Here is a 22,364-nt window from a genome sequence, read left to right as displayed (position 1 = left end):
CGGGGGAGGCGACTCGCGGGCGGTTGATCAGTGGTCGTTGCCGCGCAGGTGGCGGGCGGCCAGTGCGTGGAGCGTGCCGTCGTCGGTGAGGGCGAACACGTAGTCACCGCTGACGGAGAGTGCCGAGGCCACGCCGGCGCCGAGGTCGTACTCGGTCAGCAGCTTGCCGGAGGCGCGGTCCAGGACGACCAGGCGGCCGTCGCGGGTGCCCGCGTACACCCGGTCCTTGGTGACCAGGGCGTGCGCCGTGGGCGATCCGGGGCCCTCGGTGCATCCCCTGGCGACGTTCCACTTGTTGTCCAGCGGGCTTCGGCCGGGCTGGTAGCCGACCTCGGTCTCCCAGACCGGCTCGGACGGGTCGGCCGCGCCGGTGTCGTAGGCGCGCACGACGCCGTCCCGGCCGGCGACGTAGGCGGTGCTGCCCCAGATCGCGGGGCTGGTCAGCGGGGCGGGGCCGGCCTCGCAGGCCCCCGGAGCCTCCCAGCCGCCGCCCAGCGGGGACTTCCACAGCTCCGCACCGGTGCCCAGGTCGTGCCCGCGGACGCCGCTGTTCGTCATCGTCACCAGCTGCGGGGTGCCCGTGGCCGAGTCGGTCAGGGCCGGGGAGGAGTGGCTGGCGATGTCGCCTTGGGTGTCCTTGACCCACAGCTGACGGCAGTCGGCGAGGTCCATGGCGACCACCGTGTTGCTGGAACCGGTGTGCAGGTAGGCGGTGTCGGAGCCGGGCCGGCGGACAGCCGTGCTGTGGAACTGTCCCCAGCTCGCCGCGGCCCCGAAGCCGCCCAGCAGGTCGCCGGTGCCGGCGTCACGGCACTCGATCCTGCCCCAGTTCTGGTAGACGGCCACGGTGCGTGGCTCGCCGTTCAGTGTGAAGACGGTCACCGGACCACCGGCCCGGCCGTACCGGCGCACGGTGCCCGCGTGCTGCTCCTCGTCCTCGATCTTCTGCCAGACGACATGGCCGTCCGCGGCGTCCAGGGCGTAGATCCGGCCGACGGCGGTGGTCAGGTAGACCTTGCCGTCGTGGTAGGCCGGTGCCGACTCGGCGTCGCCGTCCAGGTAGGTGCGCCAGATCTCGCGGCCGGACGTGATGTCGTAGGCCAGCATCATGTGGTTCGGTGAGTCGAACGCCCTGGAGGAGACGATCACCTTTCCGTCCACGACGACCGAGCCGTTGAGGTTGAACTGCTCGCCGGTGTTGGCCGCCCACCGCAGGTCGAGCCGGGTGCCCGGGTCGTCGCGGCTGTCGGAGCGACCCGTCTCGTCACGGCCCTGACGCAGCCAGTCCTGGCCGGTCCTCGGCGCGGTGATCCTGCCTTCGGGCACCACCGTGAAGGTGTTGGTGACGGTCGGCCATGTCTTGCCCCGCGTGTCGACCGCGGTCATCTCGGCCGTGTAGGTGTCCGGCCGCATGCCGGGGAGGGTGTCGCTGACCCGGGTCCAGGAGGTCCGGGCTGCCGGGCAGGGCTCGGGGGTGCCGGCCGGGGGCGTGTAGCAGTTCTCGACACCGGTCCTGCGGACCCTGGTGCCGAACTTCATGCGGTCCTCGTGCCAGCGGACATGACCGCGGGAGTCGCGGATGGTCAGTGATGCCGTGGCCGGGGTGCGTCCGGCGTCCTCGGTGTACAGCTCGATCGGGATTCCGGCGCTGTTGCCGTGCACACTGCCCTGGGCCGGGCTGACCAGCGCGACCGCGTCGCGGACGTCGAACTGGCGGTGCGTGCCCATGACGTGGCCGGTGTCCTCGTTCCGCTTCGTCCTCGGGTCGTCGTGGATGCCCGTGAAGTCGAGGATCTTGAAGTCCGGGTGGGAGCCGTCGATGCCGTAGGTGCCCTGGTTGTTGATCTCGACCGAGCGGTCGAAGGCGCCACGGCGGTACTCGGCCTGCTGGTTGTGGCCCGCGGCGAACAACCGCACGTCGTACGCGGACAGTTCGTCGACGGTCGGCTGCATGCCGGCGCCGGGGCCCCATACGGTGAACAGGGAGCGGTGTGCGAAGACGAGCACCTGCTTGCCTACCGCGTGGCGCCGAAGGTCCTGGCGCAGCCACTCCAGTTGCGGCTTCAGGCCGCTCGCGTCGTAGTTGTCCTCGAGGACGACGATGTGACGGCCGTTGCGGTCGAAGCTGTACCACTCGGGGCCGAGGTTGCGGCGGTAGTACTCCAGGCTGCCGCCGTAGCCCTGGGAGGTCGCGGTGCCGCCGACGTCGTGGTTGCCGACGACCGGGTAGAACGGCATGCCGAGTCCGCCGTCGGTCAGGCCCTTGCGCAGGATGTCGTAGCCGGCCTGGCGGCGCGGCTCCTGCGCGTAGTCGGTCACCGTGTTGTCACCGGTGCTGATGGCCATCGTGGCACGGTCGACCTGGGACATGGCCTCGACCTGGCCGGTCCACTGAGGCAGGGACGAACGCGCCGCGCCGTCCGAGGTGTTGGACACCTCGATGTCGGAGTCCATCACCCACTTCTCGGTGGGGTCGGCGGCGTTCCTGTCCTTGACGAGGGCGAAGTCGATGCCGGAGCCGCCGTCCTCGGGGACCTTGTGGAAGAACCGCGGGACGTAGTCGTCGCGCAGCACGGGGGTGTAGCCGTTCGGGGAGACGATGCTGACGAGGTCGGTCTCCCGGCGGGTCGGGTCGATCCGCAGGGTGTACGAACCGTCGGGGCCGGTCGTCGTCCAGACGGCGCCGTCGGTGACGTCGACGCCGGTCATCGGGGGCTCGCCGGTATCGCGCCTGCCGTCGCCGTCGGTGTCCGCGAAGACCGTGCCGCTGACGGTGACCGTGTTCGCGCTCGCCGCCTCCTCCGCGGCGAGCGGTGCCGCCACGGCCATCTCGGGAGCGAGGAAGGACAACGTCACCGCGCCCGCGGCGGCCAGCCTGATCCGTCCGCGGCCGGCGCGCGCCCTGGCGACCAGCCGGGCGAGACGGAGCCGCCCGGTGCGGATCCGCCACACCGCGAGGAGCAGCGCGGCGGCCAGGACGACGCCGAGGGCCACCGTTGCCCAGGGGAAGGCGGGAAGCGCGTGGGCGCCTGCCGCGTCGACGACGGGGGTGCGCGCGTCGGCGTCGACCGTGGTGCCGTCGAACTCGGCGACGACCCGGGTCAGTTGGCCCTGCCGCAGCATCGCGCTCAGGTCGAGCCGGTCGACGTGGCAGCCCCACGCGAGTTCGATGACCACACCGCCGGGGGCGCCGCCGGCGTCCCCGGCGACTCCGGAGCCGGTGGCGGGGCAGCCCGCGCTCAGCAGGTGCGACGCCCAGGCACCCGCCTTCTGCGGAGACACCACGTCACGGTGGACGATCAGCCGCCCGCTGGTGACGTCGTCCTCGGTGGCGATGACGAGTTCGGCGTGCTGCGGCGACACATGCGCCGCGGCAGGCTGTGCACAGAAACACAGGATGAAGGAGAGCAGCGCAAGGCATAGACCTGCCGCTCTTCGAAGGAATCTCATAGCACGGACGCTAGCTTGATCAGACAAGTTACCGATCAGGACCGAGCGATCGTCATCGAGCGGCCCGCGGGAGTTCACGCGCGGGCCGCGCGGGCTCCCCGACCGGCGGATCCGTCCCCGGCCGACGGGTCGGATGTCACGCGGGGTCGGTCGAGCGCCGAGCAAGCGCCCGCGACCGTCAGGCGCCCGGGACCGTCGAATGCCCGGAACCGTCAGGCGCCCGAAACCGTCAGGCGCCCGCGTCCGTGCGTCGTGAGGACGCGCGGATCCGGAAGCGGGCCGTCGTCAGGATCGGTCCCGCGCTCGGCTCGCCCGCGATGCGCGCCTGGAGGAGGTCGAGCAGGGCCAACGTCGTTTCCGCGGGCTGGAGTTCGACCGAGGAGATGGCAGGTCGGCTGTGCCGGGTGTGCTCGGAGTCGGAGGCCGCGGCCAGCATCGTCCGGTCGGGCACACAGACGCCGCGAGCCGTCAGGCCCGCGAGGACTCCGGCCGCCTGACGGCCCGTGTGGCACAGGATCGCGTCGGGGATCCCGTCGTCCACGATGGCGTGGGCGGCGTTCTCACCGCCGTGCTCGCCGGCGCGCTCGGCCGACATGTAGACGCGCGGCGTGATCCCGGCGCTCTCGCACCATGCGCGGTACGTCGCCTCGCTGTCGATGTTCCACGCGTTGGGGTCGGTTCCGCGCAGCAGCACGACCGACCGGGCGCCGGACGCGGCGAAGTGCTCGTAGACGTGCAGGAAGGTGGAGACCTCGTCCTCGGTGGCCCAGTCGCTGAAGTCGGGACGGCCGGGATCGCGCCCCAGCGTCACGTACGGGATCCCGCGCCGTTCGAGGAGGGCGATCACGGGATCGTCCACGTGCGGCATCATCACGATGTAGCCGTCGAGCGACAGCGCCAGCGGGGGTGTCGGCCGCCTGGTCAGGTCGGGCACGAGCATCATGCTGAGCCCGCGGTCCATCGCCTGCGCCGAGGCGGCGCCGATGTAGCGCGTGAACACGTCGACGCCACGCGGCGCGTACTCGCCCGCCGCGTCCAGCGAGCGCATGACGAGCCCGATCGCCCCGACCGACGAACGCCGCAGACCGCGCGCGAGGGCGTCGGCCTGGTACTCCATCTCCTCGGCGACGGCCCGGACGCGCAGTCGCGTGGCCGCGCTCAGCGTCCCGGTGCCGTTGAGCGCCATCGAGACAGCGGCGACGGAGACACCCGCGCGCTGGGCGACATCGCGGATGGTGACGCCCTTCGATCGGGCCACGGCGACCTCCTCGGGCCGGAAGCAACAGAAACCAATACGGGAGACACCGTTGTATTAAACGTTTTACCTACCTAGCGTGTCGCCCGCCCATCACCGTGACGGGCCTCACAAGCAAAGGTCGCACAGCACCACCATGAAGCTGCACACACTGCGCACGACCACCACCGACCCCCGCGCCCGTGGACACGAGATCGGGACGCGACACGCGGACCAGGTGCGTGACGTCAGCGCCCGCTACCTGGCCCATTTCACGGTTCTGGGCATCCCGGAGACCACCGTCCGCGAGATCGTCGCCCGCAGCCATGACGCCCTGCGCGACTGGTACCCGGGGCTGGCCGAGGAGTCCGACGGGATCGCCGGGGCGGCGGGGATCGAGCCGTGGCAGGTGGCGGCGGTCGCCGCACGGACCGAGGTGCTCGCCGCCGCGCCCGGCAAGGGCGAGTGCACGACCGCCGTGCACGTACCGCCCGCCGGCGGCCCGCCCGAGACGATCCAGACCTGGGACTGGCACGACTCGCTCACGCCGGACGGTCTGCTGCTGTCGCTCGTGACCGGGGCGGGGCGCCGGGTGAAGCTCTTCACCGAGTTCGGCACGGCGGCGAAGATCGGGGTGAACGACGCCGGACTCGGCCTGCACTTCAACATCCTGCACCACCGCTCCGACAACGCCTCCGGCGGCGTTCCCGTCCACGCCGTCGCGCGTCGCGTCCTCGAGGAGGCGACCACGTTGGCGCAGGCCCGCGACATCGTCGCCTCCGCGACCGTCAGCGCGTCCACGGTGCTGACCGTCGTCACGTACCGGGACGGTCACGCGGCGGCGGCGTCCATCGAGATGTCGCCCTCCGGTTGGGCCGTGGTACGGCCCGATGCCGACGGCTGGGTCGTCCACACGAACCACTTTCTCGATCCCGGCCTCGCGGGCGGTGACGCCAGCCTTCCGGAATCGGTGTCGGTCGAGCGGTACGAGCACGCGCGGGCCGTGCGCGGCGGCATGACCGGCCGCTCGGCGACGGAGCGCGCGGCCGCCTTCTGCGGCGGCGACGGCCGCGCCGCGGTGGTGTGCGTCCACGCCGACGCCTCCCAGCCGGGCCACGAGCAGTGGAGCACGTTGCTCACGGCATCGCTCGACCTCCCCGGCTTCGCCCTCGATCACCGGGCGGGCAACCCCGGCACCGCGGCCCGTGAGGGCCTCGACCGCTTCTGAGACACCCGATGGACGCGACTAGCGCGACAAGCGCGATGGACCCGATCGACCCGACGGACCCGACGGACTCGATGGACGCGATGGACGCGATGAACCCGATGGACAAGGACACGCCCATGCCCGCTCATCTCTACCGCAACGCCCGGATCTTCACCGCCGACCGACGCCCCCGTGCCGAGTCGCTCGTGGTCGTGGACGACAAGCTCGCCTACGTCGGCGACGACGCCACCGCGACGCGTGTGGCCGGCGAGGACGCCGTGGTCCACGACCTGGGCGGCGCGACCGTCCTCCCCGGATTCGTCGACGGTCACGCGCACGTGGTCGGCACCGGCGAGGCGGCCGTCCAGGTCGATCTGTGGGGCGCGAACACGGTGGAGGAGATCCAGCGGCGCATCCGGACCTGGGCGGAGAAGAACCCCGAGGCGCCCCGTGTGCTGGCGACCGGCTGGAAGCACGGTGACATCCCGGGCGGTGTGCCGGATCGGGGCATGCTCGACGCCGTCGTCGCCGACCGGCCCGTCTACGCGCAGGCCTACGACTTCCACTCGATCTGGCTGAACTCGGCCGCCCTCGCCGAAGCCGGCATCGACGACACCACGGCGTCACCGCCGGGAGGAACGGTTCACCGGGACGCGCGGGGCGCGGCCACCGGCCTGGTCGACGAGACCGCGATGCACCACCTCGTGTGGCCGGTGCTCGACCGTTTCGCCACCGACTCCGACCGTGACGAGGCCCTGGCGGTCGTCCTCGCGGCGTACGCCGAGTCCGGGATCGTCGGTTCGACCGAGATGGCTCTGGTCGAGGGCGACTACGAGGCGATGCGCCGTGCCGACGCGGCGGGCGCCCTGACCACGCGCATCGCCGCGTTCTGGCGCGTCCAGCCCACCGGCGACGAGGCGGGGAACCTCGCCCAGGTCGAGCGCGCCGCCGAACTCGCCGTCCGCGAGGCGACGCCGTTCCTGCGCGTGACCGGCATCAAGGTCATGGTCGACGGAACCGTCGACGGGTGCACCGCCTCCCTCGGCAAGCCCTATGTGAACGGCTCGAACGCCGACCCGATCTGGAGTCTCGCCGAACTCGCGCCCGTGGTGGCCGCAGCGGACGCGGCCGGCCTGCAGGTCGCCATGCACGCCATCGGTGACGAGGCGATCCGGGTCGCGATCGGCGCCGTCGAGCACGCCGTCGCCGTCAACGGCCCCAAGGAGCGCCGCCACCGCATCGAACATCTCGAGGTGGCCGACCCCGCGGACATCGACCGGCTGGCGGCCCTCGGCATCACGGCGAGCATGCAACCCGTGCACGCCGATCCCGCCATCCAGGAGAACTGGCGCCGCATGCTCGGCGACGAGCGGGCCGACCGCGGCTTCCCGTGGCCGGAGATGACCGGGGCCGGGGCCACGCTCGTGCTCGGCACCGACTCCCCCACCTCGCCGCACGCACCGCTGCCCAACATGTTCGTCGCGGCGACCCGGCGTTCGGCGCTGGATCCGTCGCTGCCCGCCAACATCGCGCACTACGCCCTGCCGCTGGCGGACGCGATCGTGCACGCCACCCGCGACGCCGCCTGGGCGAGCCGCTCCGAGCACCTGCACGGCCGTCTCGCCGAGGGGCTGTACGCCGACTTCGTCGTCCTCGACCGGGACATCTTCGCCCGGCCGCTCGACGAGCTGCTCGACACGCGCGTGCTGCGGACGGTCGTGGGTGGCCGCGCGGTCCATCACGCGCAGCCGGAGGTGGCCCGATGAGCGACACGACCCTGACGGCACCCGCGCGACCGGCGCGGGCGAAGGCGAGGCGGCGGCCCGCCGGGGCGATGCTGCGGTTCGTCGCCACGCGCGTCGTGGGGCTGGTGGTGACCTTGTTCATCGCGAGCCTGGTGGTCTTCGGGGCGCTCTACGCCGCGCCGGGAAGCCCGCTCACCTATCTCACGCACGGTCGCACCGTGAGCCCCGAGGCCGTCGCCTCGATCAAGGCCGAGTACCACCTCGACGACCCGGTCTGGCAGCAGTACCTGAGGTGGCTGGGCGGCGTGGTGCGCGGCGACTTCGGAACGTCGATCATCTACCACCAGCCGGTGGCGTCGCTGGTCGGGAGCCGCGCCTTCGCGACCACGCTCCTCGTCCTCATGGCCGCGGCGATCGTCCTGGTGCTCGGGCTGGCCCTCGGCACGCTCGCGGGCCTGCGGCCGGGCTGGCTGTCCCGGTCCGTCATGGCGGGCGCGACGGCCCTCATGGCGGTGCCGACCTTCGTCGGGGCGGTCGTGCTGATCCTGGTGTTCGCCGTGGACCTGGAGTGGTTCCCGGTGTTCGGCGCCGGCGGCGCGGGCCTCGACGAGGTCTACCACATGGTGCTTCCGTCGATCGCGCTCGCGCTCGCGTCCGTCGCGTTCGTCGCGCGGCTCGCCCAGGCCGCGATCCGGCAGGAGTTGTCGGCCGACCACGTGCAGACGGCGATCAGCCGGGGACTGCCTCGCGGGGCCGTCGTGCGCAGGCATGTGATGCGCAACGCCGCGATGCCGGTGCTCACCGTCGCGGGTCTCACGATCGCGGGCCTGATCGCGGGAAGCGTCGTCGTGGAGCAGGTCTTCCAGCTCGGCGGGCTCGGCCAGTTCCTCGTGACGTCGGTGCAGCAGAAGGACTTTCCCGTCGTCCAGGCGATCTGCCTGATGTACGTGGCCGCCTTCATCGTGCTGAACACCCTCATCGACATCGCCTACACACTGCTCGACCCGCGCGTGTCGGTCGGGAAGAAGGACTCATGAGCACGACAGCAGCGGTGCGACGCATCGGAGCGCGCAAGGCCGGCCGGCAGTCGGCGCGCGGTACGGGAGCCATCGGTGTGTCCGGCTGGACGGCACTCGCCGTCCTCGGACTCGTCGCCTGCTTCGCCGTCCTCGCGCCCCTCCTTTCACCGCACGACCCGAACGCCGTCAACCTCTCGGGCGCGTACCAGAGTTCGAGCGGCGCGCACCTGCTGGGAACCGACGCGAGCGGGCGGGACCTGCTCTCGCGTCTCGTCCACGGCTCCCGGACCGCGCTGATCGGACCGTTCCTCGTCGTGGCGATCTCGACGGTCCTCGGGTCGGTCCTCGCGCTCGCGGCCGTGTGGTTCGGCGGCTGGTTCGACCAGATGGTGGTGCGCGTCGTCGACGCCGTGTTCGCCTTCCCCGGTCTGCTGCTGGCGATCCTGGCGACCGCCCTGTTCGGTTCCGGCCTGAACGCGGCCGTCGCGGCGCTGTCCATCGCCTACGTCCCCTACATCGCGCGGATCGTGCGGAGCGCGGCGCTGCGCGAGCGCTCGCTGCCCTACGTCGCGGCACTGCGGGTGCAGGGCGTGCACGGCCTGCGGATCGCGTTGCGGCACATCCTGCCCAACGTGGGCGGACTGATCGTCGCCAACGCCACGCTCGCCTTCGGGTTCGCCCTGATGGACCTCGCCGGGCTCTCGTTCATCGGTCTCGGGGTGCAGCCGCCGACGTCGGACTGGGGCGCGATGGTCGGCACCGGTATGGCCGGTGTGCTGCAGCAGCACCCGCAGGAGGCGCTGTGCGCCGGCGCGCTCATCGTCATCACCGTCGGTGCCGTGAACATCCTCGGCGACCGGCTCACGGAACGCTGGGAGGCACGTTCGTGACCGCACTTCTCGACGTCGACGGACTGACGGTCCGGCTGCCCGTCGCGGGCGAGTTGCGCACCGTGCTGCGCGACGTCTCGTTCTCCCTCGACCGTGGCAGCACGCTCGGTCTGGTCGGCGAGTCCGGTTCGGGCAAGTCGATGACGGTGCGCACCATCGCCCGTCTGCTCCCCGACGGCGCCGACGTCCGGGGCGGTGTCCGCTTCGACGGCGCCGAGGTGTTCGACCTGCGGGCCGACGCCCTGCGCTCGTACCGGGCGAAGGACGTCGCGATGATCTTCCAGGACGCACGGGCCTGCACGAACCCGGTGCGCACGGTCGGCGACTTCCTCACCGAGGCGATGCGCACCAACGACCGGATGCCGAAGCCCGCTGCCCGCAGGCGCGCGCGGGAACTGCTCGCCGAGGTCGGCATCGGGGACCCGGAGCGCCGGCTGCGGCAGTTCCCGCACGAGCTCTCCGGCGGCCTGCTGCAACGGGTGATGATCGCCGCCGCGGTCGCCGCGCGGCCCCGGCTCATCCTCGCCGACGAGCCGACGACCGCGCTCGATGTCACCACCCAGGCCGAGGTGATGGCGATTCTCGGTCGCATGCAGCGCGAGTACGGCATGGCGATGCTGTTCATCACGCACGACCTCGAACTCGCCGGTGCCGTCTGCGACGAGACGATCGTGCTGTACGCCGGCCAGGTCATGGAGCGCCAGTCGTCGGTGCGGTTGCATGAGGACCCTCTCCACCCCTACACCGCCGCACTGGTGCGGGCCCGGCCCGAGATCGACCGGCGCGTCGACCGGCTGCCCGCGATCGCCGGTCATCCGACCACCGCCTACGAGGCGCCGGACGGCTGTGCGTTCGCGCCGCGCTGTCACTTCGCGCAGGAGGAGTGCCGGGCAGGGGTGCCGCCTCTTCTGCAGGTCGGTCCGTCCCACACGCGGTGTGCGCGGATGCCCGGCCTGCGCGGCCGGCTGGTCCCGCAGCAGGGCGCCGGCTCCACTTCGAGCGCTTCGGACGCTTCGGATGTTTCGGGCGCTTCAGATGCTTCGGATGCTTCAGACGCTTCGGACGCTTGGGACGCTTCGGATGTTTCCAACGAGGAGGTCCAGCGATGACCGAACCGCTGCTTGTGGTCGAGCACTTGACCAAGACGTTCGGCCGTGGCCGGGCCGAGGCGACCGCGGTCGCCGACGTGAGCTTCTCCCTGGCCCCGGGCGGAGCGCTCGGCATCGTCGGTGAGTCCGGCTCCGGGAAGACGACGACCGCGCGGATGATCATCGGCCTGGAGCGTCCTTCCGGTGGCCGCATCCTGTTCCGGGGCGAGGACCGCACACACCCGGCGCGTTCCGCGCGCAGTCGCCGTGAGCGGGGCCGGGACGTCCAGATCGTCTTCCAGGACCCGTACACCTCGCTCGACCGCCGTCAGCGCATCGGCGACTGCCTCGCGGAGGTCGTCGGCGTCCACTCCCGGCTCGGCCGCGACGGGACGAGGAAGCGGGTGAGCGAACTCGCGGAGCTGGTCGGACTCGACGACCGGCAGCTCGCGGCACTGCCGAGGTCGCTGTCCGGAGGGCAGCGCCAGCGCGTCGCCATCGCCCGCGCGCTCGCCGCCGATCCGGACGTCCTCATCCTCGACGAGGCCGTGTCCGCCCTGGACGTCTCGATCCAGGCCCAGATCCTCAACCTCCTCTCGGACATCCGGCGCGAGCGCGGCGTGAGCTACCTGTTCATCAGCCACGATCTCGCCGTCATCCGCCAGGTGACCGACGACACGATCGTCATGCGTCACGGCGCCGTCGTCGAGCAAGGGCCCACCGCCGACGTGCTCGACAACCCTCAGAACCCCTACACCCGCCTGCTGCGCGACAGCGTCCCCCGCAGCGGGTGGGACCCCGAAACCCTCACCGCCCGACACCGAACGGAAGTTCCGCCATGCACGCATCCCGCCCCCGCAGACGGGCGACGTCCCTCGCCGCCGTCGCCGCCGCGGCCACCCTCGTGTTGACCGCCTGCTCCCAGGGCACGTCCGGCACCGAGTCGGCGACCGGGTCCTCCGACACCCTGACGACCTACACGCCCAAGGGCTCCGGCTCGGTCGACTCGATCACCTGGAACGTCTTCCAGGGCGAGCCCCAGACCATCGACCCGTTCCAGTCGGCCGACTACACGCCGAACATGATCAACTCGAACATGTGCGAGACCCTGCTCGCCCAGACGCCCGACTACCGGATCAAGCCCAACCTGGCGACGTCGTACGCGAATCCCGACCCGATGACCTGGGTCTACAAGCTGCGCGGCGACGTCACCTTCTGGGACGGCTCGCCGATGACAGCCGACGACGTCGTGTGGAGCATGCGGCACAACCTGACGGACAAGTCGAGCTTCTACGGCTACCTCTACTCCAACGTCGCCTCCGTCACGAAGACGGGCGCCGGCGAAGTGACGGTCAAGCTCAAGAAGCCCGACTACCTCTTCAACGACGAGTTGGCGAGTTACGCCGGTGTCGTCGTCCAGAAGAAGTTCTACGAGGAGCACGGCAAGAAGGCCGGCACGCCGGACGTCGGTGTCATGTGCACCGGCCCGTACAAGTTCGGCAAGTGGACGCAGGGTCAGTCGATCAAGGTGAGCCGTTACGACGGCTACTGGAACAAGGCGCTGCCGCTGAAGGTGAAGAACATCGACTTCACCTTCCTGACCGACGACTCCGCGATCACCTCCGGCCTGCTCTCGGGCCAGATCGACGGCACGTACGGCCCGCCGATGGCCGGGCTGACGCAGCTGAGGGCGTCGTCGGCGGGCAAGCTCTACTCGGGTCCCGCGCCGCTGGCCGTCACGCTCGTGGTCGCGAACCGCAAGAGCGCGATGGGCAACGCCGACGTGCGCAAGGCACTCCAGATGGCCATCGACTGGAAGGGCATCGGCACGCATGTGTACGGCGGTGAGGGCAAGCCTGCCTCGCTGCAGACCGTGCCGGCGGTGTACGGCTTCGCGAAGGACGACCTGACCTCGTACGCCGACTCGGTCAGGACGGACGGCACCGCGAAGATCGAGGAGGCGAAGAAGCTGCTCGCCGGTGTCCCGGCCGACGTGAAGTCGAAGCAGATCAGCCTCGTGGTTCCGCAGCAGGCGGAGACGCAGCAGCTGGGCGTCGGGATCAAGGACGCGGCCGACAAGATCGGCCTGAACTTCAAGCTCGACGTCGTTCCCGCGACCGGCTACTCGAACTACCTGTACGACCCGGCGACGCGTGGCGGCACCGACCTGCTGTACACCCAGTTCTGGCCGAACATCCCGAACCCGCTCGACTGGCTGGGCCTCACCGCGGTGACCGGCGGCACCTTCAACCAGTCCGGCTACACCGGCATCGACGGGCTCTACGCCAAGGCGGTCGGCACGAAGGACGAGGGCGCCCGCTCCAAGCTGGTCGTGCAGATGGAGAAGAAGCTGCACGACGAGATGAACCCGATGTTCCCCGGCATCGAGCTGACGAACGACGTGTGGCTCGGAAGCAGGATCACCGGGGCGCCGGCGGCGTTCGACTACGTCTACTACCCGTGGGCGGCTCACCTCACCGGAACCGGCAAGTAGCACGCGGCACGTCCGACAGCGGGGGTCCCGGCCGTACGGTCGGGACCCCCGTCGCCGATCCCCCGTGCGCGGTCGAAGGACGCTCGGCCGGGTCGAAGAGGCGCCAGGCCGCATGGAAGAGGCGCTCGGCTGGGTCGAAGAGGCGCCAGGCCGCGTCGAAGGGGCCGCTCAGCCGAAGAGCCACTTGAGGGTGCGCTCCCGGGAGGCCCGTACGTGGTCGCGCGCGGCGGCGGCGGCCCGGTCCGGGTCGCCACTGGCGATGGCCTCGGCCAGCACCTCGTGCTCGGCCTGGATGAGGTCGAAGTCCTCGATCTTGCGGCGCAGCCAGTCGACCCGCCCCACGGGCGGTACTCCTCGTCACGCTGGCGGCCAACACGCTGCTGTGGCCGGTGTACCAGTCGCCACTCTCGCCCTCGGGCTGATCGCGGAACAGATCGGCGTCGCCCGTACGGTCTTCGGCGCCGGCCTCCTCCTCGTCGCCGTACTCGGGCTCGTGGCGCTGCGGGTCCCGGCACTGCTGAAGTTCAGCGGCCGCACCACCGCTTGACCGCTCCGCCCCGCCTCGTCCCACCCCGCTCCGCCGCAGGCATGCGTGATCACCACGCCTCCTACCACCTCAACTCCCTGCCGGGAAGGCCGCCAGCACGGTTTCTGCACATTTCTGTCGCACGTCGTTCCCCTTCGCTAGGCTGACCAACAGGCCGGGGAACGAGGGGAATCACAGTGCCGGAGCAGGAACGCAGCGAGGGGCGGGTCGGTTCGGCCGGCCCCGGCCGGGCGGGCACGCCCCTGTACGAGCGTGACGACGAGGTGGCCGTCGCGCGGGAGGCGGTGGAGGCGCTCTGCACCCGCTCCGCGGACAGCGGCGGCCGGCGTGGCGGGCTGCTGTTCCTGAGCGGCGCCGCCGGACTGGGCAAGACGACTCTGCTGGCCGAGATCCGGGGCATGGCCGCCGCCCGGGGGTGCACGGTCCTGTCCGCGCGCGGCAGCGAGCAGGAACACACGGTTCCCTTCCACGTCGTACGGCAGTTGCTGCAGCCTGTCCTGGCGTCCTGCGCCGAGGCCGAGCGGCGCGAGATCTTCGGGGGCTGGTACGAGATCGCGGGCCCGGCCGTCGGCCTGTTCGCCCAGCAGGCCGGCACCGCCGTGCCGGATCCGCAGGGCGTACGGGACGGTCTGGACTGGGTCCTCACCCAACTCGCCGTGCGCAAGGCGCCGATCGTCATGGTCGTCGACGATGCCCACTGGGGTGACCCGGAGTCCCTCACCTGGCTGGCCTCGTTCGCCGTGCGGGTGCAGGAGCTTCCCGTCCTGATGGTCCTGGGGTACCGCCCGGACGAACTGCCCGCCGAGGCCGCGGCGTTCCGTGGGATGGTCGGCGGCCGGGGGTCGCACCCGATCAGCCTGCGAGCGCTCAGTCCGGAGTCGGTCACGCGGCTGGTCCGCGGTGTGCTCGGGCCGGACGCGGACGACCCCTTCTGCCGCGAGTGCTGGGCCGTCACCGGCGGCAACCCCTACGAGACCGTCGAACTCGTCGCCAAGGTCCAGGACCGGGCTCTCGCCCCCACCGAGGAGTCGGCCCATCTGCTGCGGGACCTCGGTGCGTCCTCCCGCGGCACCGGACTGGTCAAGCGGCTGGAGAGGCTCGGCAACCGCGCCGTGCGGCTCGCCTGGGCGGCGGCGGTCCTCGGTACCGAGATCTCCCCCGAACTGGCGGCTTCGGTGGCCGGGCTGCCACCGTCCGAGGCTCAGGACGCCACGGACACGTTACGGGTCGCGCGTATCCTGACCGGCACCAGGACGCTCGAGTTCGTCCACCCCCTCATCGCCACCGCCGTGTACCGGGCCATCCCCTCGGCGATGCGCACCGCCATACACGGGCAGGCCGCCGCCGCGGTGACCGACGCGGGCCTGAACATCACGGTCGCCGCCCGGCACCTGCTGGAGACCCATCCGAGCAACGACCCGGAGACCGTCGAGCAGTTGCGCGCGGCGGCTCGGGAGAACCTTCGCCAAGGTGCTCCGGGCGCCGCTCATCGCTGCCTGGAGCGTGCGCTGCGCGAACCGCCCCCGGCGGAGGAACGCGCGGCCGTGCTCTACGAACTCGGCTGCTCCGCGCTGCTCACCTCCCCGGCCGCCACGGTCAACCACCTCTCGGCGGCCCTGGAGCTTCCCGACCTCGACTGCACGCTGAGAGAGGACGCCACCTTCCGGCTGGCCCAGGCGCTCGCCCACAACGACCAACTCGGCGAAGCCGCCGCCGTGGTGGGGGCCGAGGCCGCCCGCGCGCGCTCGTCCGGGGTGCGGCTGCGCCTGCAGGCCGCGCACCACCTGTGGCGGGTCTTCGACGCGCAGGAGGTGCAGGCGCCCGTCCGTTCCCGCCAGCTCGCCCGGCTCGCCGAGCATCTGTCCGGGCAGAACATGGGTGAGAAGGCCTTGTTGTGCCTGCGTACCTGGGATGCCACGCTGCGCGGTGAGCCGGCCGAACGCGCGCTGGCCGTCGCCGCGCACGCCGTGGGGCTCAGCTACACCGACCCCGACTGGGGCTTCGAGCTGCCCAGCATCACCGCGCTCGGGTACATGTACGCCGACGAGTGCGACCGCGCGGAGGAACTGTTCAGCTCCGCCATCGCCGAGTGCCAGCAGGTCGGCTGGAGCGGAGCCCACCTCTCCTTCGGCTTCAGCCTTCTCGGGCTTGTCCACTTCCGGCGCGGACTGCTCGTCGAGGCCGAGCGCTGCGCGCGTGAGGCGGTCCGGCTGGCCGACCGCGTCGGGACGAGGCTGCCCGCCACGTGGTACGCCGTCGGACTGCTGCTGGACGTCCTGCTGGCCCGCGACCACACCGAGGAAGCGCTGAAGGTCGCCGAGGAGCACGACTTCGCGCCCCCTTACCCCAACGCGGTGGTCTTTCCGGACACGCAGACGCTGTGCGGGCGCCTGATGCTCGTCCGCGGCGATCGTGAGGAAGCCATCGCGCAGCTCACCGCCGCCGGGGAGCGTCTGGAGGCCAAGGGCATCCTCAATCCGACCTGGTGCCCCTGGGCGGGGCATCTCGCCGTCGCCCTGGCCCCGCAGGACCCCGTACGCGCCCGCGCTCTCGCGGCGCAGACACTGCGCCGGGCGGAGCGTTACGGCACGCCCACCGCCATAGGTGAGGCGTTGCTCTTCAGTGCGGCGGTGTCCGAGGACGGGGACCGACTGGCGCTGCTGGAGCGCGCGGTGGCGACGCTCGGCAAGTCCGCGAATCAGCACCTGTACGCCGGGGCGCTGGTCGACCTCGCCATCGCCCTCAGGCGCGCCGGCCACACCGACGGGGTGACCGAGATGCTCTTCGAGGGCGCCAACGTGGCGCAGAGGTGCGGCGCGGACCATCTCGCGGAGCGCGCGCACGCGGAGATCGCCGCGGCGGGTTCACAGCGCAGCGGACTACGGCGCTGACGCCACGCGGCAGGGGCGGGGCACCTCACGCGGCAGAGGCAGTGCGGGCTCCCCACGCGGCAGAGGCAGAGCGGGCTCCCCACGCGGCAGGGGCGGGGCATCCGGGTCGCGACCACCGGTGCCCCGCCCCTCCCGGGCATGTCCCACCTGGCTCCTACGGCCAGGGGCTGGGTGCGGGTGGGGGCACCACCGCGGGCCGGTCGTCGCAGGTGATGGTGTTGGGCAGTTGCCACGGCGCGAGCCAGGACCCGTTGCCGCCGCGGTCGGCGACGGAGAACTCCGAACCGGCCGGGGTGAAGTGGAAGGATCCGCAGTTGTTGACGCTCACCGCGCCGACGTTGCGGGCCCGCACGTTCTCGAAGCTCGCCGACCCGGCGGCGCGTGCGCTGACCACGGACGTGCCCGTACCGTCGACCGTGATGTCCTTGAAGTGCACGCCGGTGATCGAGTACGTGTCCTTGACCGGCCAGTCGGCGACGAACATCACCGCGTTGTAGGTGTTGTCGAGGAAGGAGTCGCCCACCACCTCGACGTCCGCGCTGATGTCGTTCTCCAGGGCGTAGAACCAGATCGCCCCGAGCCCGATGTTCCAGTTGAGTTCGTAGGTACCGGCGCGCACCGTGGTGTTGTCGGTGATCCACAGGTGACCGGTGAAGGCCTGGGCGCCGAAACGGGAGCCGACCTGGATGGCGCTGCCCTCACGGACGGGGTCGGCGACGAGGTTGCCGGAGACGGTGTTGTCCGTTCCTCCGTACAGCGCGATGCCGTTGGCCAGTACGGGGTTCTGCACGGTGTTGTGGTCGAAGACGTCGCGCGCGTTCTGCGTCTTCTCCGACCACATGGCCAGTCCGTCGTCCCCGGTGTTGCGGATGACGTTGTTGGAGACCACGGAGTCGGTCACTCCGGTGTGGAAGTTGATGCCGTCGGCGATCTGGTCGGCGATCTGGTTGCCGGTGATCCGCAGGTTGCTCATGGGCCCGTCGAACCACATGCCCACCTTGGTGTGGTGGATGTACAGCCCCTCGATGGTCGAGTCGCTCAGCGCCCCGCCGATGCCGTTCACCTGGTCGGTGTCGATCCGTTCGCGCACGTCGCCCTCGATGGCGAAGCCCGACAGGTGCACGTGGTGGCTGCCGCCCTGCGAGACGTCCTTGCCGTAGAAGCCGACGCCGGTGTGGACCGAGCCGTCCGGGGCGGGTGCCGCGAGGGTGACCTGGTGCCCCTTGATGATCGTGTACCAGTTGCCGGCGCCCTCGATCGTGACGTCGTCGACGATGATGTGCCGGTTGACCTGGTACGTGCCCGGGGGGATGTAGACCTTGCGGTGTGCTCGTCGGGCGAAGGCGACGGCCTTGTCGAGGGCGTCGGCGGAGTCGCGCCGTCCGCTGGGGTCGGCTCCGAAGGCCAGCACGTTCACCGCGGACCGGTCCGTCTTCGGCGGGGCGACGAGTTGCGAGTCCATCAGGTCGATCACGGTGGTCGCGGCCTCGCTGCGCTGTGGCACGCGCAGCCGGACGTGCGCACCGGCCGGATAGGTACGGCCGAGCAGCAGCCGCTGCTCGTCGTAGAAGTGGTTCGGCCTGAACGGCTTGGGAATCACGGGGGCCGGGGTGGTGGCGCCGGGGACGCAGCCGCACTCGGTGATCCACCAGTCGGAGTGCAGCACGTCGGCGGTGGGGTCGTTGGTGAAGGGGTACTGGTTGTACAGCCAGGCGTACCGCGAGGTCAGCGTCATGGTGCTGCGGTGGCGCCCGTTCACGTCGACGTCGAGCGGGGCGGTGATCCCGCCGCCGGCCGGGGCGTCCGGGATGCTGTAGCGCACGGTGATGGCGTTGGCGGCCCGCGGCAGCGTGAACTCGACGTAGTGGCCTGGCGCGAGAGCGACCGCGCTGCGGCCCGAGGCCTCGGCGGCGAGCGTGTACGCGGTGCGGTCCGGCCCGACGGCGGTGCCGTCGGTCGGGGCGTGCTCCGCCTCCTGCTCCAGGAAGCCGAGGTCGGCCCCGCGACCGGCGACCAGGGCGGGGTCGAGCCCGGCGCGGGTCACCGGCGCGGCCCCGGTCTGCCCCGCGGCACCGGCCGCCGCGGCATTGCCGGCCGGTACGGCGGTGAGGCCGGCCACCGCTGTCACGGCCGCCAGGGCCGCGGCGGCTCTTCGCCACGGTTCGGCACGTCTGCTGGTGCGGTTCACTGCGCCTCGATTCTGTGCTGGGAGTCGATGGATCCTCGTGGAAGCCGTGGAAGCCGTGGAAGCTATGGGAGCCGTGGAAGCTGTCGAAGCCGTGGAAGTCGTGGGAGGAGGCGGGCCGCGCCGCTCGCCTGTGGGGGCGGCGCGGCCCAGGTGCGGTCGGTGCCGCGTCCGGGTCAGGACAGGCGCAGCCAGACCGCGGTATCGGTGGGCAGCCGGCCGTCCGTGAGCGGTGCGCTGCTCAGCAGGACCTCCCGGTGCGGTGGCAGCGGTGCCGGCTCGGTGCCCAGGTTGACGACGCAGGCGAAGTCGGCGTCGCGGGCGAAGGAGAGGACCTGCGGGCCGGCGGGGAGCCAGGTCATCTGCCCGTCGCCGAGTGCGCTCTCGCCCCGGCGCAGGCGCAGCGCCGTGCGGTACAGGCTCAGCATGCTGTCCTGGTCCGCCGCCTGCCGCCGCGCCGTCAGCGCCGACCAGTCGTGCGGCTGGGGCAGCCAGGGCTCGGTGCCCTCGGGGCCGAAGCCGAACGGCGGGGCGTCGCCGCTCCACGGCAGCGGCACACGGCAGCCGTCCCGGCCGGGGTCGGCTCCCCCGGTGCGGTGGAACATCGGGTCCTCGATGACCGAGTGCGGCAGGTCCTCGACCTCGGGCAGGCCGAGTTCCTCGCCCTGGTAGAGGTAGACGGAGCCGGGCAGGGCCAGGCTCAGCAGCGCCGCCGCCCGTGCCCGCCGGGTGCCCAGCGCGAGGTCGGTTGGGGTGCCGTGGGTCTTGGCCGCGAAGTCGAAGCCGGTGTCGGCGCGGCCGTAGCGGGTGACGGTCCGGGTCACGTCGTGGTTGGCCAGCACCCAGGTGGCGGGCGCGCCGACGGGCGAGTGCACGGCCAGCGTGGTCGTGATCGCCTCACGCAGCTGCACGGCGTCCCAAGGGCAGGTGAGGAAACCGAAGTTGAAGGCGGTGTGGAGTTCGTCGGGGCGCAGGTAGCGGGCGAAGCGCTCGGGGTCGGGCAGCCACACCTCGCCGATCAGGGCGCGCGGCGGGGTGTAGGACTCGGCGACCTTGCGCCAGTCCCGGTACACGTCGTGGATCTCGTCGCGGTCCAGGTAGGGATGCGGGTCCGCGCCGTCCACCAGGTCGGGAAGCGCCGGGTCCTTGATGACCTCGGCGGCGGAGTCGATGCGGACCCCGGCCGCGCCCCGGTCGAACCAGAAGCGCAGCACCTCCTCGTGCTCCCGGCGCACCTCGGGGTGCTGCCAGTTCAGGTCGGGCTGGGCGGAGGCGAAGCGGTGCAGGTACCACTGGCCGTCCGGGACCCGGGTCCAGGCGCTGCCGCCGAACTGCGACATCCAGTTGTTGGGCGGGAGTTCGCCCTGCCCGCCCCGGCCCTCACGGAACCAGAACCGGTCGCGCTCCGGCGAGCCGGGGCCCGCGGCGAGCGCGTCCTGGAACCAGCGGTGCTGGTCGGAGACATGGTTGGGGACGATGTCGACGATGGTGCGGATACCCGACGCAAGTGCCTCGGAGATCAGCTTCTCGGCCTCTCCCAGGCTGCCGAAGGCCGGGTGGATGGCCCGGTAGTCGGCCACGTCGTAGCCGCCGTCGGCCATCGGTGAGGCGTACCAGGGGGTGAACCAGAGCGCGTCGACACCGAGTTCGGCGAGATACGGCAGCCGGGACCGGACGCCCGCCAGGTCGCCCACCCCGTCGCCGTCCGCGTCGGCGAAGCTGCGCACGTAGATCTGGTAGATCGCGGCGCCACGCCACCACTCGTGGGGTTGGTGCACGGTAGAAGTCTCCTCGGGAGATGGGGTGTCAGCCCTTGAGGCTGCCGGCGGTGAGGCCGGACATGATGTTGCGCTGGAAGAGCAGGAAGAAGATCACCGTCGGCACGGCGGAGATGGCCGAGGCGGCGATCAGCACGTTCTCCGGAACGCCCAGGGAGAGCGAGTAGATGCCGGCGTTGAGTGTCTGCCTGGTCGGGTCGGGCTCGGCCAGCAGCGGCCAGAGGAAGTCCTTCCACACGTTGACCAGGGCGAAGATGGACACCACGCCGATGATCGGCCGGGACATGGGCAGCACGATGGAGAGCAGTGTGCGCAGGGGGCCGGCGCCGTCGATGGCGGCGGAGTCGAGCAGTTCCTGGGGCACCGAGTCGAAGAAGCGCTTCAGCAGGTAGATGTTGAAGGCGTTGGCCACCGACGGGAGCCAGATCGCCCAGGGGGAGTTGAGCAGGTTCTGGTGGATCAGGGGCAGGTCCAGCACGGTCAGGTACTGAGGGACGACCAGCACCATGGCCGGGATCATGAGGGTGGCCAGCATCAGGCCGAGGATCGCGTTGCCCAGCGCCGGCCGGAGTTTGGACAGCGAGTAGGCCGCGGCGACGTCGAGGACGAGTTGGAAGGCCAGTGCCCCGAAGGCGTACCAGAGCGTGTTGAGCAGCAGGTGGGCGATGTTGAGGCGGGTCCACGCGTCGCTGTAGTTGGAGGTGACGACGTGGTGCGGGTAGAAGGTGGGCGGGGTCTGGATGGACTCGGTGGTGCCCTTGAGCCCGCCCGTCACGAGCAGGTACAGGGGGCCGAGGAAGACCAGCGTGAAGGCGACGACGACCAGGATCAGCACCACGCGGTAGAGCGTGCGGTTCAGCTGGGCCGGGTTGACCAGGGTACGGGTGTCGCTCATGACTCCAGCCTCCGGTTGAGTCGCACGTAGATCACCGAGAACCCGGCGAGCACCAGCAGCAGGAGCAGTCCCAGGGCGCAGGCCGCACCGTAGTTGGAGAAGTTGAAGGCGTACTGGTAGATCAGGTAGACGATGGTGGTGGTCGAACCCTCCACCCCCTGGCCGCCGTTGGTCAGGATGAAGGGCTCGACGAAGACCTGCATGGTGGCGACGATCTGCAGCATCAGCATCAGCGAGAGGACGAGCCGGGTCTGCGGGATCGTCACGTGCCAGACGCGTCGCAGCAGTCCGGCTCCGTCCAGTTCGGCGGCCTCGTACAGCTCACCGGGTATGTTCTGCAGCGCCGCCAGGTAGATCAGTGTGGCGCTGCCCATGTTCATCCAGGTGGAGGCGAGGACGACGGCGAGCATCGCCGTGTTCGGGGACTGCAGCCAGCCCGAGGTGGGCAGGTGCAGCAGCTCCAGTGCCCGGTTGATCGGCCCGTACTCGGGGTTGTACAGGTACTTGAACAGCAGCAGTGAGGACACCGGTGGAAGCATCACCGGGAGGTACACCAGGACCCTCAGGTAGCCGCGCGCGTGCCGCAGTTCGTTCATCACCACGGCCGTGACGAACGGCAGCGCGAAACCGAACAGCAGCGCCAGGCCGGTGAATTCGGCGGTGTTGCGCCAGGCCGGCCAGAAGCTGGGGTCATGCACGATCTGGTCGAGGTTGTGCAGGCCGACCCAGGTGGTCCTGCCCGCCTTCGCCTTCTGGAAGCTCATGATCACTTCGCGGACCATGGGATACCACTGGAAGCAGGCGAAGCAGAGCACCGCGCCGATGAGGAAGCCGTGTGCGGTGAGGTTGCGCTGTACGGATCTGCGCAGTGCCCCGGACCGGCCGGCCGCCGCGGTGGGCGGCGCGTCGGTTCCGGAGGGTGCGGTCACGACCGCCATCGT

Annotated in this window: 16 protein-coding genes; 9 read left to right on the top strand and 7 right to left on the bottom strand. The window is 71.1% G+C overall.

The genetic code is table 11. The features are described from left to right. Positions 1–27 precede the first annotated feature (27 nt). Both ACGFYV_RS18935 and ACGFYV_RS18930 read right to left on the bottom strand, forming a co-directional pair. Positions 28–3,363 carry a PQQ-binding-like beta-propeller repeat protein gene (locus ACGFYV_RS18935; protein ID WP_393879525.1) on the bottom strand — a complete coding sequence of 1,112 codons (3,336 nt, stop codon included), beginning with the start codon at positions 3,361–3,363 and terminating at the stop codon, positions 28–30. Between the two features lie 316 nt (positions 3,364–3,679). After that, on the bottom strand, positions 3,680–4,708 hold the full coding sequence (locus ACGFYV_RS18930; protein WP_393879524.1) for a LacI family DNA-binding transcriptional regulator: 1,029 nt from the start codon (positions 4,706–4,708) through the stop codon (positions 3,680–3,682). A gap of 133 nt (positions 4,709–4,841) precedes the next feature. Between ACGFYV_RS18930 and ACGFYV_RS18925 the strand changes: the two genes are divergently transcribed. Genes ACGFYV_RS18925 through ACGFYV_RS18895 form a run of 7 tightly spaced genes read left to right on the top strand, consistent with a single transcriptional unit; the run spans position 4,842 to position 13,127 of the window. Then, entirely contained in the window at positions 4,842–5,912 is a 1,071-nt protein-coding gene (locus ACGFYV_RS18925) for a C45 family autoproteolytic acyltransferase/hydolase (protein WP_393879523.1), read from the top strand. A gap of 8 nt (positions 5,913–5,920) precedes the next feature. Then, positions 5,921–7,657, top strand: a complete 1,737-nt coding sequence (locus ACGFYV_RS18920) for an amidohydrolase (RefSeq protein ID WP_393879522.1) — start codon at positions 5,921–5,923, stop codon at positions 7,655–7,657. Beyond that, a complete protein-coding gene (locus tag ACGFYV_RS18915; RefSeq protein WP_393879521.1) occupies positions 7,654–8,673 on the top strand; it encodes an ABC transporter permease in 1,020 nt (339 codons plus the stop codon). The genes ACGFYV_RS18920 and ACGFYV_RS18915 overlap by 4 nt, the downstream gene beginning before the upstream one ends. Next, positions 8,670–9,545 (top strand): ABC transporter permease, encoded by an 876-nt coding sequence (locus ACGFYV_RS18910; protein WP_393879520.1) that lies wholly within the window; start codon positions 8,670–8,672, stop codon positions 9,543–9,545. The genes ACGFYV_RS18915 and ACGFYV_RS18910 overlap by 4 nt, the downstream gene beginning before the upstream one ends. After that, a complete protein-coding gene (locus ACGFYV_RS18905; RefSeq protein WP_393879519.1) occupies positions 9,542–10,654 on the top strand; it encodes an ABC transporter ATP-binding protein in 1,113 nt (370 codons plus the stop codon). Before ACGFYV_RS18910 ends, ACGFYV_RS18905 begins: the two co-directional genes overlap by 4 nt. Continuing rightward, positions 10,651–11,544 (top strand): ABC transporter ATP-binding protein, encoded by an 894-nt coding sequence (locus ACGFYV_RS18900; protein WP_393879518.1) that lies wholly within the window; start codon positions 10,651–10,653, stop codon positions 11,542–11,544. Before ACGFYV_RS18905 ends, ACGFYV_RS18900 begins: the two co-directional genes overlap by 4 nt. Continuing rightward, entirely contained in the window at positions 11,472–13,127 is a 1,656-nt protein-coding gene (locus ACGFYV_RS18895; protein WP_393879517.1) for an ABC transporter substrate-binding protein, read from the top strand. The genes ACGFYV_RS18900 and ACGFYV_RS18895 overlap by 73 nt, the downstream gene beginning before the upstream one ends. A gap of 168 nt (positions 13,128–13,295) precedes the next feature. Here the strand turns inward: ACGFYV_RS18895 and ACGFYV_RS18890 are convergent, their stop codons facing one another. Continuing rightward, the gene (locus ACGFYV_RS18890) at positions 13,296–13,469 is read right to left on the bottom strand and encodes an FCD domain-containing protein (protein ID WP_393879516.1); all 174 of its coding nucleotides are present in this window, start codon (positions 13,467–13,469) and stop codon (positions 13,296–13,298) included. A 40-nt stretch (positions 13,470–13,509) separates the two neighbouring features. Here ACGFYV_RS18890 and ACGFYV_RS18885 point away from each other — a divergent pair, with 40 nt between their 5' ends. Then, positions 13,510–13,674: a hypothetical protein gene (locus ACGFYV_RS18885; protein ID WP_393879515.1), complete on the top strand. Its 165-nt coding sequence runs from the start codon at positions 13,510–13,512 to the stop codon at positions 13,672–13,674. Positions 13,675–13,850: 176 nt separating this feature from the next. Then, complete coding sequence (locus tag ACGFYV_RS18880) at positions 13,851–16,565, top strand: ATP-binding protein (RefSeq protein WP_393879514.1); 2,715 nt, start codon at positions 13,851–13,853, stop codon at positions 16,563–16,565. Positions 16,566–16,719: 154 nt separating this feature from the next. On the opposite strand, the gene ACGFYV_RS18875 is transcribed toward ACGFYV_RS18880, so the two are convergent. The 4 genes from ACGFYV_RS18875 to ACGFYV_RS18860 all read right to left on the bottom strand — a co-directional run bounded on the left by ACGFYV_RS18875 (position 16,720) and on the right by ACGFYV_RS18860 (position 22,361). Then, entirely contained in the window at positions 16,720–18,702 is a 1,983-nt protein-coding gene (locus tag ACGFYV_RS18875; RefSeq protein ID WP_393879541.1) for a glycosyl hydrolase family 28-related protein, read from the bottom strand. Positions 18,703–18,926: 224 nt separating this feature from the next. Continuing rightward, entirely contained in the window at positions 18,927–20,528 is a 1,602-nt protein-coding gene (locus tag ACGFYV_RS18870; RefSeq protein WP_393879513.1) for a glycoside hydrolase family 13 protein, read from the bottom strand. A 28-nt stretch (positions 20,529–20,556) separates the two neighbouring features. Further along, the gene (locus tag ACGFYV_RS18865; protein WP_393879512.1) at positions 20,557–21,423 is read right to left on the bottom strand and encodes a carbohydrate ABC transporter permease; all 867 of its coding nucleotides are present in this window, start codon (positions 21,421–21,423) and stop codon (positions 20,557–20,559) included. Then, on the bottom strand, positions 21,420–22,361 hold the full coding sequence (locus ACGFYV_RS18860; protein WP_393879511.1) for a carbohydrate ABC transporter permease: 942 nt from the start codon (positions 22,359–22,361) through the stop codon (positions 21,420–21,422). The genes ACGFYV_RS18865 and ACGFYV_RS18860 overlap by 4 nt, the downstream gene beginning before the upstream one ends. Positions 22,362–22,364: the final 3 nt, after the last annotated feature.

It is taken from the genome of Streptomyces sp. NPDC048297 (assembly GCF_043201585.1).
In the GTDB taxonomy this organism is placed as follows: domain Bacteria; phylum Actinomycetota; class Actinomycetes; order Streptomycetales; family Streptomycetaceae; genus Streptomyces.
Note: the sequence above shows the minus strand (reverse complement) of the source record. Positions and strands in the feature narration are given on the sequence as shown.